Annotated in this window: 12 protein-coding genes; 9 read left to right on the top strand and 3 right to left on the bottom strand. The window is 67.4% G+C overall.

What is annotated here, in order from left to right; translation table 11 throughout:
- Nucleotides 1-98 precede the first annotated feature (98 nt).
- From AvAM_RS16245 to AvAM_RS16235, 3 genes are all read left to right on the top strand, one after another.
- A complete protein-coding gene (locus tag AvAM_RS16245; RefSeq protein ID WP_137748012.1) occupies nucleotides 99-2,471 on the top strand; it encodes a Tex family protein in 2,373 nt (790 codons plus the stop codon).
- 72 nt (nucleotides 2,472-2,543) lie between these two features.
- Complete coding sequence (locus tag AvAM_RS16240) at nucleotides 2,544-3,371, top strand: HDOD domain-containing protein (RefSeq protein ID WP_137748011.1); 828 nt, start codon at nucleotides 2,544-2,546, stop codon at nucleotides 3,369-3,371.
- A gap of 87 nt (nucleotides 3,372-3,458) precedes the next feature.
- Nucleotides 3,459-4,652 carry a patatin-like phospholipase family protein gene (locus AvAM_RS16235; RefSeq protein ID WP_137748010.1) on the top strand — a complete coding sequence of 398 codons (1,194 nt, stop codon included), beginning with the start codon at nucleotides 3,459-3,461 and terminating at the stop codon, nucleotides 4,650-4,652.
- 47 nt (nucleotides 4,653-4,699) lie between these two features.
- On the opposite strand, the gene AvAM_RS16230 is transcribed toward AvAM_RS16235, so the two are convergent.
- Together AvAM_RS16230 and AvAM_RS16225 are read right to left on the bottom strand one after the other, a co-directional pair.
- On the bottom strand, nucleotides 4,700-7,561 hold the full coding sequence (locus tag AvAM_RS16230; RefSeq protein ID WP_137748009.1) for an EAL domain-containing protein: 2,862 nt from the start codon (nucleotides 7,559-7,561) through the stop codon (nucleotides 4,700-4,702).
- A 217-nt stretch (nucleotides 7,562-7,778) separates the two neighbouring features.
- Nucleotides 7,779-8,915, bottom strand: a complete 1,137-nt coding sequence (locus AvAM_RS16225) for an iron-containing alcohol dehydrogenase (RefSeq protein WP_137748008.1) — start codon at nucleotides 8,913-8,915, stop codon at nucleotides 7,779-7,781.
- Between the two features lie 97 nt (nucleotides 8,916-9,012).
- On the opposite strand from AvAM_RS16225, the gene AvAM_RS16220 reads away from it, so the two are divergent.
- From AvAM_RS16220 to AvAM_RS16210, 3 genes are all read left to right on the top strand, one after another.
- Nucleotides 9,013-9,882 carry a 2-keto-4-pentenoate hydratase gene (locus AvAM_RS16220; RefSeq protein ID WP_137748007.1) on the top strand — a complete coding sequence of 290 codons (870 nt, stop codon included), beginning with the start codon at nucleotides 9,013-9,015 and terminating at the stop codon, nucleotides 9,880-9,882.
- A 103-nt stretch (nucleotides 9,883-9,985) separates the two neighbouring features.
- The gene (locus tag AvAM_RS16215; RefSeq protein ID WP_249368181.1) at nucleotides 9,986-10,906 is read left to right on the top strand and encodes an alpha/beta hydrolase; all 921 of its coding nucleotides are present in this window, start codon (nucleotides 9,986-9,988) and stop codon (nucleotides 10,904-10,906) included.
- A gap of 8 nt (nucleotides 10,907-10,914) precedes the next feature.
- Nucleotides 10,915-11,772: a YbgC/FadM family acyl-CoA thioesterase gene (locus AvAM_RS16210; RefSeq protein WP_137748005.1), complete on the top strand. Its 858-nt coding sequence runs from the start codon at nucleotides 10,915-10,917 to the stop codon at nucleotides 11,770-11,772.
- Between the two features lie 73 nt (nucleotides 11,773-11,845).
- On the opposite strand, the gene AvAM_RS16205 is transcribed toward AvAM_RS16210, so the two are convergent.
- Entirely contained in the window at nucleotides 11,846-12,754 is a 909-nt protein-coding gene (locus tag AvAM_RS16205) for a folate-binding protein YgfZ (protein WP_137748004.1), read from the bottom strand.
- A gap of 45 nt (nucleotides 12,755-12,799) precedes the next feature.
- Here AvAM_RS16205 and mltG point away from each other — a divergent pair, with 45 nt between their 5' ends.
- Genes mltG through AvAM_RS16190 form a run of 3 tightly spaced genes read left to right on the top strand, consistent with a single transcriptional unit; the run spans nucleotide 12,800 to nucleotide 15,496 of the window.
- Nucleotides 12,800-13,786 carry an endolytic transglycosylase MltG gene (gene mltG / locus AvAM_RS16200; protein ID WP_307722880.1) on the top strand — a complete coding sequence of 329 codons (987 nt, stop codon included), beginning with the start codon at nucleotides 12,800-12,802 and terminating at the stop codon, nucleotides 13,784-13,786.
- Between the two features lie 28 nt (nucleotides 13,787-13,814).
- Nucleotides 13,815-14,492: a dTMP kinase gene (tmk, locus tag AvAM_RS16195; protein ID WP_137748003.1), complete on the top strand. Its 678-nt coding sequence runs from the start codon at nucleotides 13,815-13,817 to the stop codon at nucleotides 14,490-14,492.
- Nucleotides 14,489-15,496, top strand: a complete 1,008-nt coding sequence (locus AvAM_RS16190; RefSeq protein ID WP_137748002.1) for a DNA polymerase III subunit delta' — start codon at nucleotides 14,489-14,491, stop codon at nucleotides 15,494-15,496. The genes tmk and AvAM_RS16190 overlap by 4 nt, the downstream gene beginning before the upstream one ends.
- The last annotated feature ends 3 nt before the right edge of the window (nucleotides 15,497-15,499 follow it).

Here is a 15,499-nt window from a genome sequence, read left to right as displayed (position 1 = left end):
CGCTTGCAGGAGGGCCGGGGAATGGCCAAACCGCCTGTGGCAAACTCCCGCGCTTCGCTTTTCCATCGTTTGACCGCGTCTCAGAGAGCCCCTCCCCCATGCAGCAGATCGTTCGGCAGTTGGCCGCAGAAATCAAAGTCAGTGAATCCCAGGTGCGCGCAGCGGTGGAGCTGCTGGACGGTGGCGCCACGGTGCCCTTCATCGCCCGCTACCGCAAGGAGGTGACAGGCGGGCTGGACGACATCCAGCTGCGCGAACTGGAGGCGCGCCTGTCGTACCTGCGCGAGCTGGAAGACCGCCGCGTGGCCGTGCTCAAGGCCATCGACGAGCAGGGCAAGCTGACCGATGCGCTGCGCGCCGCAATTGCGACCGCTCCCACCAAGCAGGAGCTGGAAGACATCTACCTGCCCTTCAAGCAAAAGCGCCGCACCAAGGGCCAGATCGCCCGCGAGTTCGGCATCGAGCCGCTGGCTGACAAGCTGTTTGCCGACCCCACGCTGGACCCTGCTGCAGAGGCCGCAGCGTTCACGAAACCGCCGGAAGTGCTGGACGATGGCAAGCCGGGCGCCGATTTCTCCACCGTGCCCGCCGTGCTCGACGGCGTGCGCGACATCCTGAGCGAGCGCTGGGCCGAAGACCCGGCGCTGGTGCAAAACCTGCGCGAGTGGCTGTGGGCTGAAGGCCTGCTGCGCAGCAAGAAGGTGGAGAGCAAGAACGAGAACGACCCCGAGGTTTCCAAGTTCCGCGACTACTTCGACTATGACGAGCCTATCGGCCGCGTGCCATCGCACCGCGCGCTGGCGGTGTTCCGTGGCCGTGGGTTGGAGGTTCTGGAAGCCAAGCTGGTGCTGCCCGTGGAGCCCGAACCTGGCAAGCCCAGCGTTGCCGAAGGCAAGATCGCGCTGCACTTGGGCTGGAGCCATGCCGGCCGCAAGGCCGATGACTTGATCCGCAAGTGTGTGGCCTGGACCTGGCGCGTGAAGCTGAGCCTCTCGACCGAGCGCGACCTGTTCGCCCGCCTGCGCGACGATGCCGAGAAGGTGGCCATCAAGGTGTTTGCCGACAACCTGCGCGACCTGTTGCTGGCCGCGCCTGCCGGGCCGCGCGTGGTGATGGGCCTGGACCCGGGCATCCGCACCGGTGTGAAGGTGGCTGTGGTGGACGCCACGGGCAAACTGGTGGAGACCGCCACGGTGTACCCGCACGAGCCCAAGCGCGACTGGGACGGATCGCTGTTCACCCTGGCCAAGCTGGTGGAGAAACACGGCGTGAACCTGATTGCGATTGGCAACGGCACGGCCAGCCGCGAGACGGACAAACTGGCTGCCGACCTGATCAAGATGGCAGCTAAAGCTGATCGCGCCATCGAAAAGGTGGTGGTGAGCGAGGCCGGTGCATCTGTCTACAGCGCCAGCGAATACGCCAGCCAAGAGATGCCCGATGTGGACGTGAGCCTGCGCGGCGCCGCCTCCATCGCCCGCCGCCTGCAGGACCCGCTGGCCGAGCTGGTCAAGATCGACCCCAAGAGCATCGGCGTGGGCCAGTACCAGCACGATGTGAACCAGAGCGAGCTGGCCCGCACCTTGGGCACGGTGGTGGAAGACTGCGTGAACTCCGTGGGCGTGGACCTGAACACGGCCAGCGTGCCGCTTTTGAGCCGCGTGTCGGGCCTGTCGGGCAGCGTGGCCAAGGCCGTGGTGCGCTGGCGTGAGGCCAATGGCGCGTTCAAGAGCCGCAAGCAGCTGATGGACGTGGCCGGCCTGGGGGCCAAGACCTTCGAGCAGAGCGCAGGCTTCCTGCGGATCCGGGGCGGCGAGAACCCGCTCGACATGACCGGCGTGCACCCCGAGACCTACCCCGTGGTCGAACAGATCATGGAAAAGACGGGCAAGCCCGTGGCCGAGATCATGGGCCGCGCCGACATGCTCAAGACCCTGAAGCCCGAGCTGTTTGCCAACGAGAAGTTTGGCGTGATCACCGTCAAGGACATTTTGGGCGAGCTGGAAAAGCCCGGCCGCGATCCGCGCCCGGACTTCAAGGTAGCGCGCTTCAACGACGGCGTGGAAGACATCAAGGACCTGAAGGAAGGCATGGTGCTGGAGGGCACGGTGAGCAACGTGGCCCAGTTTGGCGCGTTTGTGGACCTGGGCGTGCACCAGGACGGCCTGGTGCACGTGAGCCAGCTGGCGCACAAGTTCGTGAACGACGCACGCGAGGTGGTCAAGACCGGCGACATCGTCAAGGTCAAGGTCATGGAAGTGGATGTAGAGCGCAAGCGCATCGGCCTGTCGATGAAGCTCGACGCTGCGCCGCGCCCGCAGGGCGATCGAGGCGACCGGGGCCCGCGCGACAACCGTTTTGAAGGCGCAGGCCGGGGCTACGCCCAGCCGCCACGCCGCGCCAACGAGGCGGCCCAGCCGTCGGCCATGGCATCGGCGTTTGCGAAGTTGCAACAGGCCAAAGGCCGGTAACTGCGGGCTGGCGGATGGGGCCTGCCGGGGGCCATAATCACCAGCACCCCATCACAACCGGTGCCCTGTCCCATGGAGTTGAACGCACTGCTGGCCCAACCTGTGGCACTGCCCAGCCTGCCGCGCGCCGTGGCGCTGCTGATGAGCGAGCTGGCCCAGAGCGAGCCCAGCCTGCGGCGCCTGAACCAGCTGTTTGGCACCGACCCGGCCCTGGCTGCGCGCCTGCTGGAGCTGGCCAACTCCCCCACCTTCCAGTTGCCGCGCCAGATTGCGGGCATCCCAGAGGCGTTGGCGCTGCTGGGCATCGCCCAGTTGCGCACCCTGGTGTCGTCAGCCCCGCTGGGCACCACCTCGCGGTCGGTGCCGGGCGTGAACATGCAGCAGTTCTGGCGCTACAGCCTCAACACCGCCAAGCTGGCCCGCTCGCTGGCCGGCATCGTGCACCAGAACCAGATTGCCGCTTACACGGCGGGCCTGCTGCATGCGGTGGGCGAGCTGGTGATTCACCTCGTCGATCCGGAAAAAGCCCAGTCGGTCAACACGCTGGTGGCCCCGTTCGACCTGCGCCGCGACAAGATCGAGCAGCGCATCTTTGGCTACAGCTACGGCCATGTCACAGCGGGCTGCGCGCGCCGCTGGCAGCTGCCCGAGGTGGTGATCGACGCCCTGCAGTACCAGAGCGCACCGTTCGACAACAAGGCCTATGAGCCGCTGGCGGGGGTGATTCATCTTGCCGCCTGGCGCGCCCGCGCCCGCGAGGCGGAGCTGAGCGAGAAAGAGCTGGCCGTGTCCTTCCCCGGTGAGGTAGGCCTGACGCTGGGCCTGGACATCGACATGGTGCTGCAGCAGGACCCTATCGACTGGACGGCACGGCCTGAAGTCGCGGATTTTGTGGTGTAGGCGCTGGAGGCTGCCCGACAGGGTGCGGTCCCGGCCCGCGTGGCTTGGCGACAGGTGCGCGCGCTTTGCTTTGCGACAATCGCCCCCATGAAAGCACTGCGCATCCACGCCGGCCCCCGCGCCCGGCAACATCTTGAGCACCATGGTCTGCAGCCCGGCGATGTGGGCGTGATCCCTGCTGCGGCGGGAGGGCCCAAGGGACTGATTCTGGGGCCGCTGGACCGGTTCATTTTTGGGCAATGGCTGCCGCAGTCGCAGCAACCCGTGCATCTGGTGGGTGCATCGATTGGCGCGTGGCGCATGGCCACGGCCTGCCTGCAGCAATCGGTGGTGGCGTTTGAGCGGCTGGAGCACGACTACATCCACCAAGACTACGAGCTGCCTCCGGGCAAGAAGCGCCCTACGGCGGCCCATGTGAGCGAGCGGTTTGGGCGCAACCTGGATGCGTTTTATGGCGGGCGGGTGGATGAGGTGCTGAGCCACCCGCGCTACCGCCTTCACATCATCACCTCGCGAGGACGGCACCTGCTGGGGCGCGAGCATGGCGTGGCAACGCCGCTGGGCTACCTGGGAGCTTTCCTGACCAACACCGTCCACCGCAAGGCCATGGGGGCCTGGCTGGAGCGGGTGGTGTTCTCTTCGTCGGGTGCGGAACTGCCCTTTGCCACAACCGACTACCGCACCCGGCAGGTCGGTCTGAATGCGGGCAACTTCATGCAGGCCCTGCAGGCCAGTTGTTCGATTCCGTTTGTTTTGCAAGCGGTGCACAACATACCGGGAGCCCCCCGGGGAGCGTACTGGGACGGCGGCATTACCGACTACCACCTGCATCTGGCCTATGGCAGGTCAGGTTCTGATGCTTCAAATTTGATAGCTGAAAAGGCAATGGGGGAGCGCGGAGACGGCCTAAAAACCTTGAAAGATGAGGGTGCGCAGGCCACGGACACGGCCTTGGAGGCAGGCCCGGGCTCTGCGGGCATCGTGCTGTATCCGCACTTTCAGCACCGGGTGGTGCCAGGCTGGCTGGACAAGGGCCTGAAATGGCGCCACCGGGCCACGCCTGCGCTGGACAACATGGTGGTGCTGTCACCCAACCCCGACTGGGTGCGTGCGCTGCCCAATGCCAAGCTGCCGGACCGCAATGACTTCACCCACTACGGCACGGACAGCCGTGCGCGCGCCAAGGCCTGGCTGGGCGCTACCAGCGCCAGCCAGCAACTGGCCGATGAATGGGCCGAGTGGCTGCAGCAGCCGGACATGGGGGCCGTGCATCCGCTGTAGGCGGGATGAGGGTGGACTGAGCGCCTCGCTGCCCAGGTCACAGGTCATCAAGCCGACGCAGGGCGCCGCGTGGCTGCGTCCTGCACCGCCCGGGCAGCGTGACGGGCCGCATGGTCGCGCGCCCAGCCCAGCACCTCGTGGGCGGGCATGGGCCGCGCAATGCCGTAGCCCTGTGCCCGCTCGCAGCCCAGTTCGAGCAGCCGGGCTGCGTGTTCGGCGGTTCCTACACCTTCGGCCACCACATGGCGGTGGAAGGCGGCGGCCAGGGCCACGATGGCCTGGACCAGGGTGAGGTCGTCGCCATCCTCCAAGATGCCGCGCACAAAGGACTGGTCGATCTTGATCGTCTCGGCGGGCAGACGCTTGAGGTAGGAGAGCGATGAGTAGCCGGTGCCGAAGTCGTCCAGCGCAAACCGCACGCCCAGAGCCTGGCAGCTTTGCATCATGCTGCGCATGTACTGCATGTCTTCGAGCGCGGCAGATTCGAGGATCTCCAGCTCCAGCCGGGTGGGTGACACTTCAGGGCAGGTGTGCAGGATGTCCTGGAGGCGCGGCACGAAGTTGGGGCGGTGGAAGTGGGGCGCAGCGATGTTGACACTGACCTCCCAGAGCATGCCCGCGTCGGTCCATTGCCGCATCTGGGCCAGGGCCTGGCGCAGCACCCATTCGCCCAGCTCGACCTGCAGGTCGGTGTCCTCCACCAGGGGCAGCACATGTTGCGGGCCCAGCAGCCCTTCTTCGGGGTGTTGCCAGCGCAGCAGGGCCTCCAGCCCGATGATCTCGCCGGTGCGCAGGTTGACCTTGGGCTGGTAGTGCAGCACCAGCTCGCCCGCGTGCAGGGCCTGCGCCACGCGGGTCTGGCGGGTGTGCTGGGTTTGCACGGCATGGTCTTGCTGTACGTCGAACACATGCAGCTGGTTGCGGCCGAAGCTCTTGGCCTGGCACATGGCCTGGTCGGCGTGGCGCAGCAGGGTGTCGGGGCTGGCGTTGTCGTGCGGGAACACGGCCACCCCGATGCTCACCGTGGTGTTCACGTCGCGGTTGTCGATGGCATAGGGCGCGGCCAGCTGTTGCATGAGCACGGCCAGGCGGGCTTCGATGGCCGGGATGCCCGGCTGTTCGCCCAGCAGCAGCACGAATTCGTCGCCGCCCATGCGCGCCACGGCATCGCTTGGGGTGATGAAGGCCCCCAGGCGCCGGGCTGTCTCCTTGAGCAGGCGGTCGCCCACGCGGTTGCCAAAGGCGTCGTTCACGGCCTGAAAATGGTCCAGGTCCAGCATGCACACGGCCAGCAGCAGGCCCTTGTTGCGGGCCACGAACAGCGCGTGGGTGAGGCGCTCGGCCAGGGCCGTGCGGTTGTAGAGCCCGGTCAGCGGGTCGTGCCGGGCGTGCCAGGAGATCTGGTGGCGCAGGTTGCGGGCTTCGGTCACATCGCGGAACACCAGCACGCAGCCCACGGCCAGGCCGTTGTGCTGGCGGATGGGCGAGGCGGTGTATTCGATGGCGTAGCGTTCGCCCGAGCGGTGGATCAGCACCTCGTGTGTGGCCTGCTGCAGCGCACCGGGCAGGCTGTCGCGCTCGGCGGCCGTGCTGGCGTTGCGGCTGGCGGGTTCTTCATACAGGCGGAACACATCGTCCAACTGCCGGCCCACGGCCTGCAGGGCGGTGAAGCCGGTCATCAGCTGCGCGGCCTCGTTGATGGTGTCGATGCGCCCCGCCAGGTCGGTGGTGATGACGCCGTCGCCAATCGAGGCCAGGGTGACTTCGGCGCGTTCCTTCTCGGCCTGCAGGGCTTCTTGTGCGCGCTTGCGTTCGGTCACGTCCACCAGGGTCCCGATGGTGCCCGCCAGCGCACCGCTGGTGCTGGTGAAGGGCGCTTCGTAGTACGCCATGTACAGCGGCGGCTGGTGGGTAGCGTGGACGGGGTGGATGGCGACCACGTTGTCCTGCGCATTGGCCACCTGGGCCGAGTGTTCGGGCGCCAGGGCTTCGGGCATGGGCGAGGCGTGGTGCGCGCCGGTCGGGTCCACAGGGGCCTGGAAGAGCCGCTGCCAGGCGCGGTTGGTGTCGCCGTAGGTGCCATCCGCATGGCGCACGAACACGGGCAGGGGCAGGGCATCGATCAGTTGCCGCGTGAAATGCAGTTGCTCGCTTTGCTGGCGCTGGGTTTCGTGCAGCGACAGCACCAGCGACTGGACCTTGCCCGCCATGTCGTTGAACGCTTCGGCCATGGCCCGGGATTCGAGGGTGCCAGTCACCTCCATGCGGGTGCCCAGGTAGCCCTGGCGGAAGGCATTGGTGGCTTCCGCCAGCCGACGCAGCATGCGCGCATTGGCCCGCAGCAGCAGGGTGAGCAGAAACAGGATGGTGAAGATGTTGAGCGCCGAGATGCGGGCCTGGACGATCACCGTGCCCCAGACCCGGTCCACCAGCGGCTGGGTTTGCAGGGCGATGGTCAGCCGGCCCGGGGTGCCATCGGCCAGACGCTGCGCGGCCTGTTGCAGGGGCTGGGGGATGTTCAGCCAGCGGGCGAACCAGGCTGGGGCCGCCGGGGCGCTGGGGGCGGGGGCGTGCACTTCGGTGGCGGGCAACGCGGGCTGCTGGGCCGACTCTGAGGGCTCCCACCGGAGCGCCTGCACGCCGGGGCTCAGGTGGGTGATGCCATCGCGCAGGATGCCTGCAATGGCATCGGCATCCGGGGTGGGCGTGGTCGCCAGGCGCGGCAGGAGGTAGTCACTGGCGCGGCGCAGCTCGGCCGCCGCGTGGCGGTGGACTTCGCTGGTTTCGGCCTGCAGCAGGTAGTGGTAGCGCACGCCACTGACCAGCAGGATGATGAGCACAACGGGGACGTAGAGCCGGGGATACGTGCCCCGCAGAAGCCAGGTGCTGAGATTTGCAGTGCGCGTCATCGGCGGTGGCCCTCTCCCCCATCCCAGGTAATGAATCGTTAATTAATGGTGAACCGGAGCGAGTCTAGCCGCTGGGGCTGCGCGGCCTGCCTTTTGATCGAAGCTTGGTGGGGGAGTGTGGCAAAGTTGTGACATTTTGTAATGATCAACACCGTGCCACCGGTGCCATAGCCCGCGCGTGGGTCGGAAGACCGGCGGCGGGCGATGCGCGATGCCGTCAGAGCGACTGCGCCAGCATGTCGCGGTATTCCTCGGGCGTGGCGATGCGCGGGTTGGTCTTGTGGCAGTGGTCGGCCATGGCGCCCTTGATGATGTCGTCGAACATGCTTTCGGTCACCCCCATGGCGGCCAGGCCCGTGGGCAGGCCCAGGCGGGCGTTCATGTCGCGGATGGCTTCGGGGATGTCGCCTGCGCTGGCCAAGCCCATGGCGTGGGCCATGCGCTCCAGGCGCTTTTCCTTCTGCACCGACTCCGCCTGCGCGTTGAAGCGCACCACGGCGGGCAAAAACATGGCGTTGAGCGTGCCGTGGTGCAGGCGCGGGTTCACGCCGCCCAGGCTGTGGCTGAGCGAATGCACGGCGCCCAGGCCCTTCTGGAAGGCCATCGCGCCCTGCATGCTGGCGCTCATCATGTGCAGGCGTGCGTCGCGGTCGCTGCCGTTTGTGGTGGCCTGCGCGATGTTCGCCCAGCCGCGTGTGAGGCCGTCCAGCGCAATGCCGTCGGCGGGCGGGTTGAAGGCGGCGGACATGAAGGTCTCCATGCAGTGCGCGATCGCATCCATGCCCGTGGCCGCCGTGAGCATGGGGGGCAGGCCCAGCGTGAGGTCCGGGTCGCAGATGGCGGTCTTGGGTACCAGGTTCCACGAGTGAAAGCCAAGCTTGCGGTGGTCGTCCACGATGATGATGGCACCGCGCGCCACCTCGCTGCCCGTGCCGCTGGTGGTGGGCACGGCGATCAGCGGCGCGGCCCGGTCGGTGATGCGCGGCGAGCCGCCTTCGATGGTGGCGTAGTGGGTGAGGGGGCCTTCGTGCGTGGCGGCAATGGCGATGCCCTTGGCGCAGTCGATGGCCGAGCCGCCACCCACGGCAATCAAGCCGTCGCAGCGCTGGGCCTTGTACATCTCCACGGCAGCGCGCACGGCGGCTTCGGTGGGGTTGGAGGGGGTCTGGTCAAACACGGCCACCGCCATGCCCGGCAGCGCGTCCAGCGCCTTTTGCAGCACGCCTGCGGCCTTCACGCCAGGGTCCGTCACGATCAAAGGGCGGGTGATGCCTACGCGTTCGCACTCTTGTTTCAGCAGCTTGACGGCGCCGAATTCAAACTGGATCTGGGTGACGTAGTAGATGAAAGCCATGGTGCAACAGGATGTGTGAATGGGAGTGCCAGCGATTACGATAGCTCGCCAGCCTTTGATACAGGTTTCAAACCCACTTTATAAGGAGGAGACGCGCGTGAAAACGAAGCAAACCCTGATGGCGGCCCTGGTGGTCGTCGCATCTGTGACAACCGCCCAGGCCAAGTGCCTGACCGATGCGCAGGCCGCCGAGCTGGTGGCCAACTACGTGGCCAAGACCCCTGCCGCCAACCCCGAGAACCTGACGGACGCCGATGGCGCCTGCACACGCGGCAAGGTCAACGCCTTGCTGGCCCAGCGCATGGGCAAGGTGATTGGCTACAAGGCGGGCCTGACCAACCCCGCCGTGCAAAAGCGCTTCAACACCGACAAGCCCGTGTGGGGCAAGCTCTATGAAGGCATGGTGCTGCCCAGTGGCGCCACGGTGGACCCCGCATTTGGTGCCCGCCCGCTCTACGAGGCCGACATGCTGGTGCGCGTGAAAAGTGCGGCCATCAACCAGGCCAAGACCCCCATGGACGTGCTGGACGCCGTGGACCAGATCATCCCGTTCATCGAGCTGCCCGACCTGATGGTGCAGGCCCCGCCCAAGCTCAACGGCGCGGGCGTCACCGCCATCAACGTGGGCGCACGCCTGGGTGTGGCGGGCGCGCCCATTGCTGTGCCGGCGTACCGGGGCGAGCGTTTCGCGATGCTGAAGGCCCTGGCTGACATGAACGTGTCGCTGACCGATGGCACCGGCGCGCGCCTGGGTGGCGGCAAGGGCAGCGACATCCTGGACCACCCGCTCAATGCGGTGGTGTGGCTGGCCGGTGCGCTGGCACAGGAAGGCCTGGCCATGCAGCCAGGCGACCTGATCAGCCTGGGTTCGTTCTCTGCGTTGCTGCCGCCCAAGTCGGGTCTGGCGGTGACGGCGACCTACGACGGCCTGCCCGGCGCTGCGCCCGTGCGTGTGACCTTCAAGTAAGTCCCCTCATCAGCCCGCCGCTGCGCGGGCGTTTTTCTTTCTGCCATCGAGACCCCGACCGTTGACCGACCTGCACATCCACCACACCCGCCTGACTCCGCAGATGCGCAGCGTGCTCGAACGCATGGCGCGCGCCGGGCACCCGCCGCTGCACACGCGCACGCCGCAAGAGGCGCGCATTGCCTACCAGGCAGGCGCCGACGTGCTGGAGGTGCCCAAAGCCGCGTTGGCGCGGGTGGAGGACCTGCTGATCCCCACCCGCGATGGCGTGATGCTGCCCGCGCGGCTGTATGCGCCCAGCACCGACAAGGGGCTGCCCGTGCTGCTGTACACGCACGGCGGCGGCTTCACCATCGGCAACATCGCCACGCACGACATCCTGTGCCGCGAGTTGGCGCGTCTGGCCGGTTGCATGGTGGTCTCGCTGGACTACCGGCTGGCACCGGAGCACCGCTTTCCCACGGCCAGCAACGATGCGTGGGATGCCTTGCAATGGCTCGCTGCCAACGCCGAGGGCCTGGGCGCAGACCCGCAGCGCCTGGCGGTGGGTGGCGACAGTGCAGGCGGCACGCTGGCCGCCGTCAACGCCATCCTGGCGCGCGATGCGGGCCTGCCGCTGGCGCTGCAGCTGCTGATCTACCCCGGCTGCGCCGCGCACCAGGATACGCCTTCGCACGCCACCTTTGCGCGCGGCCTGGTGCTGGAAGAGCCCGCCATCAGCTGGTTCTTTGGCCACTACGTGACCACGCGCGAGGAGCGCGAAGACTGGCGTTTTGCCCCGCTGCTGGCGCCGGACGTGGAGGGCGTTGCGCCCGCGTGGATTGGCCTGGCCGAATGCGACCCGCTGGTGGACGAAGGCGTTGACTATGCCGACAAACTGCGCCTGGCGGGTGTGCCGGTGGATCTGGACATCTACCGCGGTGTGACCCACGAATTCATCAAGATGGGCCGCGCCATCCCCGAGGCGCGCAAGGCCCACGCCGACGCAGCCCGTGCGCTGCGGCTGGCTTTTCACCTGGAGTAAACCAACCCATGCAACGCAGTGATTTCCGTTGTTTCCACCGCCTGCGCGTGCGCTGGGCCGAGGTGGACATGCAAAAGATCGTGTTCAACGCGCACTACCTTATGTATGTCGATACCGCCATGTCCGAGTACTGGCGTGCGCTGGCGTTGCCGTACGAGGCGAGCATGCTGGCGCTGGGCGGCGAGATGTATGTGAAGAAGGCGACGGTCGAATACCACGCCTCGGCGCGCCTGGATGACACGCTGGATGTGGGCCTGCAGTGCACGCGCATTGGCAACTCGTCGTGCCTGTTCACGGCGGGTATTTTCTGTGGCGACCGGCTGCTGATTTCGGCCGAACTGGTCTATGTGTTTGCCGACCCGGCCACGCAGACCTCCCGCGCTGTGCCCCCCGCACTGCGCGCGATCTTTGAAGGCTTTGAAGCGGGCGCCGAGATGGCCGAGGTGCGCACGGGCGACTGGAACACCCTGGGTCGCGACGCAGGCCGTGTGCGCACCGACGTGTTTGTGCACGAGCAGGGCATCCCGGCCGAGGTCGAGGCGGACATGCACGACATCTCGGCGCGCCACGCCGTGCTCTACAACCGGCTGGGCATGCCCATTGCCGCAGGCCGCCTGCTGCAGCAGTCGCCCGGCGTGGGCCGCATCGGCCGCATGGCGGTGGACCGGTCCGTGCGCGGCGCGCAGTGGGGCCGCCAATTGTTGGATGCGCTGGTGGACGCTGCGCGTGCCCGGGGCGATGCCGAGGTGCAACTGCACGCCCAGAGCAGCGCCGAGGGCTTCTACCGTCGGGCGGGGTTCACCGTGGTGGGCGAGCCGTACGAAGAAGCGGGCATTGCGCACATTGCGATGGCGCGGCGGCTTTAGGCCGTGGTAGTTGGTCGCTATAAAAAGGTGAGCTAATTGCGCATGATGGGCGCGCGCAAGAGCCCATTTTTGTTCAAATATCTTCAAGCAAAGGGTAGGGCAGGGGCTGCAGCGACAGTGCCACGCCGCCTTCTGCGCCCACCTGCAGTGCGCCCTCTTGGGCGGCGCTGATCTGCAGCGACACGATGGCAGCAAAGCCACCGCCCGGCGCGGCGGCCACCTGCACCACGGTGCCGCAGGGCTGCTCCAGGTCGCTGGTGCTGAACACCTCAGCCCCCACCGCCACCTCGGCCGCCGCGTGGGCAATGTAGGCGCGGCGCTTGAGCGTGCCCCTGAACTGGCTGCGCGCCACCACTTCCTGGCCGGGATAGCAGCCCTTCTTGAAGTTCACGCCGCCCACCGATTCGTAGTTGAGCATCTGGGGCACAAAGGCTTCGACCACGGGCGTGGTCAGCGTGGCGACGCCGCTCTGGATTTCGCTCCAGAGCCACAGGGCCGTGTCCAGCATGGGGCCTTCGGGGGCTGGGTCTGACGCTGGGGCCACCCACAGTGCGCGGGGCTGGCCGCCGGCCGGATACAGGTGGACCAGCGACGCGCCGCCTGTGTCCGCCTTGGTCCAGGCGGGCTGCCCGCCTGCGGGGACGGAGCCTCCAGCCAGGCCGTACAGCGCAAAGTCACCGGTGGCATCCGTCAACTTGGCCTTGGCGCGCAGCACAAACATCGACAGGCGCTTGAGCGTGGGCGGCAACAGGTCGCGGCTGCAGACCAGCAGCACCTCGGTGGCGCTGCGCTTGAAGCCGATGAAGCTGGCCTGCATGCGGCCCTTGGCCGACAAAAAGGCCGCAAGGCGGGCCTGGTCCATGCCCAGCAGGGCGAAATCCTGGGTGAGCTGGCCGTGCAGAAACTTGGCGGCGTCTTCGCCTTCCACGCGAATCACGCCGAGGTGGGACAGGGGGGCAATGCCATTCAAGGGGTAAGTCATCGCTGAATTATGATGCCCTGATTCATACATATTGGTAGCAGGGTTGTGCGACGTTTACTGGCTTTGATCGTGTTGGTGGGGATCGCACTGGGCGGCGCTGCGTATTGGTGGCTGCACCAGCCGCTGGATCTGGGCCCGGAGCCGCTGGAGCTGGCCATCGAGCCCGGCACCACGCCGCGCGGCGTGGCCCGCGATGTGGTGGCGGCCGGGGTGAAGACGGATGCGCACCTGCTCTACGCCTGGTTCCGCGTCTCAGGTCAGGACCGCGCCATCAAGGCCGGCAACTACGAACTCCCGCCCGGCACCACGCCCATCAGCCTGCTGCAAAAACTGGCCCGGGGTGAAGAGGCGCTGCGCGCGCTCACCCTGGTGGAAGGCTGGAACTGGCGCCAGGTGCGCCAGGCGCTGGCCAAGGAAGAGCAGCTCAAGCGCGACTCCGCCGCCCTGACCGACGAAGCGCTGATGGCCCAACTGGGCCGCCCCGGCGTGGCGCCCGAAGGGCGATTCTTCCCGGACACCTACACCTACGCCAAAGGCTCCAGCGACATTGCCTTGCTGCGCCGGGCGATGCATGCCATGGACCGCCGCCTCGAAGCCGCCTGGGCGCAGCGTGCGGCCGACACGCCGCTGAAATCGGCGGACGAAGCACTGATTCTGGCCAGCATCGTTGAAAAGGAAACCGGCAAGGCCAGCGACCGGGGCCAGATTGCGGGCGTGTTCGTCAACCGCCTGCGCGTGGGCATGCTGCTGCAGACCGACCCCACGGTGATCTATGGCCTGGGTGAGAAGTTTGATGGCAACCTGCGCAAGCGCGATCTGCAGGCCGACACCCCCTGGAACACTTACACCCGCCCCGGCCTGCCGCCCACGCCCATCGCCATGCCTGGCAAGGCGGCGTTGCTGGCCGCCGTGCAGCCGCAGGCCACGCGCGCGCTGTACTTTGTGGCCAAGGGCGACGGCAGCAGCCACTTCAGCGCCTCGCTGGAGGAGCACAACCGCGCCGTCAACCGCTACCAGCGCGGGCAGCAGTAATCCGATGGCTCCGTCAACCAAGGCTCCCATGTCACGACCCGGTCTGTTCATCACCTTTGAAGGCATCGACGGCGCAGGCAAGTCCTCGCACATCGAGGGCTTGGCAGCGGCCTTCCGCACCCAGGGCCGCACCGTCACCGTGAGCCGCGAGCCCGGCGGCACGCCACTGGCCGAAAAGCTGCGCGAGATGGTCCTGAACGACCCGATGGATGCGCTCACCGAGTCGCTGCTGATCTTTGCGGCCCGCCGCGATCACCTGCGCAACGTGATCGAGCCCGCACTGGCCCGTGGCGACGTGGTGCTGTGCGACCGGTTCACCGACGCCACTTTTGCCTACCAGGGCGCAGGGCGAGGCTTTGATCTGGAAGTGCTATCAATATTGGAGCGCTTGGCGCAGACGGGACTGGCGCAGGACCCTCTTTTGATGCGTGAACCCGATCTGACGGTGTGGTTTGACCTAGCCCCCGAGGTGGCGGCCGAGCGCCTGGCCGGTGCGCGTGTGCCCGACCGCTTCGAGGCCCAGCCGGTCGAGTTCTTCCGCCGCGTGGCCCAGGGCTATGCCGACCGCGCCGCTGCGGCGCCCCTGCGTTTTGCGCGCCTGGATGCTGCGCAGGAGCGCCACCGCGTGTGGCAACAGCTCACCAGCGTGTTTGTGCGCAAGGGCTGGCTGGCCATCATGGTGGCCACGCAGGGAGGGCCGCAATGAGTGAAGCTACCGTGGCTTTGGCGCCCTGGATTGCCGTGCAGCGCACCAGCCTGCTGGCCCAGCGCGGCCATGCCTGGCTGCTGCAGGGGCCGTCGGGCCTGGGGCAGTACGCCTTGGGGCTGGAGATGGTGCGCGCCTGGTTATGCGATGCGCCTACGGAGCAGGGCGCTTGCGGCCAGTGCGGCAGCTGCCACGCCATCGATGTGCGCACCCATGCCGACCTGTGTGTGCTGATGCCCGAGGTGCAGATGATGGCGTTGGGCTGGCCTCTGTCGGAAAAGGCCCAGGCCGACATCGACGACAAGAAGCGCAAGCCCAGCCGCGAGATCCGCGTGGAAGCCATGCGCGATGCGGTGGAGTTTTCGCAGCGCACCTCGGCGCGTGGCAAAGGCAAGGCCGTGCTGGTCTACCCGGCCGAGCAGATGAACCATGTCACGGCCAACGCGCTGCTCAAGACGCTGGAAGAGCCACCGGGCGACGTGCGTTTTGTGCTGGCCAGCGAGGCTGCACACCAGTTGCTGCCCACCATCCGCAGCCGCTGCCTGGGTCACCCCATGGTCTGGCCGGCCGAGGCCGACAGCCTCGCGTGGTTGCAGGCCCAAGGCCTGGCCCGGGATGCGGCGGCGTCGTTTTTGCGCGCGGCAGGCGGGCGGCCCGAAGATGCCCTGGCGCTGGCCCAGTCGGGCCGCAGCCCGCAAGCCTGGTCCGCCTTGCCGCAGGCGGTGGCACGGGGTGACGTGACCGCCTTGGGCGACTGGGCCCCGGCCCAGGTGATCGACGCGCTGCAAAAGCTCTGCCACGACCTGTTGGCCGCCAGCGTGGGCGCCGCACCGCGCTACTTCGCGCCAGCCGACCTGCCCAAGACGCCACCGTTGGGCGCGCTCACGCGTTGGTCGCGCGCGCTGGCCAAGGCGGCGCGCACGGCAGACCACCCGTTCAATGGCGGGCTCATGCTGGAGGCGCTTGTCGCCCAGGCGCGAAACACCCTACACTCCAAACACTAAGCC

Origin of the sequence: Acidovorax sp. NB1 (assembly GCF_005405905.1) — a bacterium.
Taxonomy (GTDB): Bacteria; Pseudomonadota; Gammaproteobacteria; order Burkholderiales; family Burkholderiaceae_C; genus Acidovorax.
This window is presented reverse-complemented; position numbering and strand designations above follow the sequence as displayed.

Coding starts and splice junctions, on each gene's coding strand:
- AvAM_RS16245 (WP_137748012.1), top strand. CDS start 99: ATGCAGCAGATCGTTCGGCAGTTGGCCGCAGAAATCAAAGTCAGTGAA.
- AvAM_RS16240 (WP_137748011.1), top strand. CDS start 2,544: ATGGAGTTGAACGCACTGCTGGCCCAACCTGTGGCACTGCCCAGCCTG.
- AvAM_RS16235 (WP_137748010.1), top strand. CDS start 3,459: ATGAAAGCACTGCGCATCCACGCCGGCCCCCGCGCCCGGCAACATCTT.
- AvAM_RS16230 (WP_137748009.1), bottom strand. CDS start 7,561: ATGACGCGCACTGCAAATCTCAGCACCTGGCTTCTGCGGGGCACGTAT.
- AvAM_RS16225 (WP_137748008.1), bottom strand. CDS start 8,915: ATGGCTTTCATCTACTACGTCACCCAGATCCAGTTTGAATTCGGCGCC.
- AvAM_RS16215 (WP_249368181.1), top strand. CDS start 9,986: ATGCGCAGCGTGCTCGAACGCATGGCGCGCGCCGGGCACCCGCCGCTG.
- AvAM_RS16210 (WP_137748005.1), top strand. CDS start 10,915: ATGCAACGCAGTGATTTCCGTTGTTTCCACCGCCTGCGCGTGCGCTGG.
- AvAM_RS16205 (WP_137748004.1), bottom strand. CDS start 12,754: ATGACTTACCCCTTGAATGGCATTGCCCCCCTGTCCCACCTCGGCGTG.
- tmk (WP_137748003.1), top strand. CDS start 13,815: ATGTCACGACCCGGTCTGTTCATCACCTTTGAAGGCATCGACGGCGCA.
- AvAM_RS16190 (WP_137748002.1), top strand. CDS start 14,489: ATGAGTGAAGCTACCGTGGCTTTGGCGCCCTGGATTGCCGTGCAGCGC.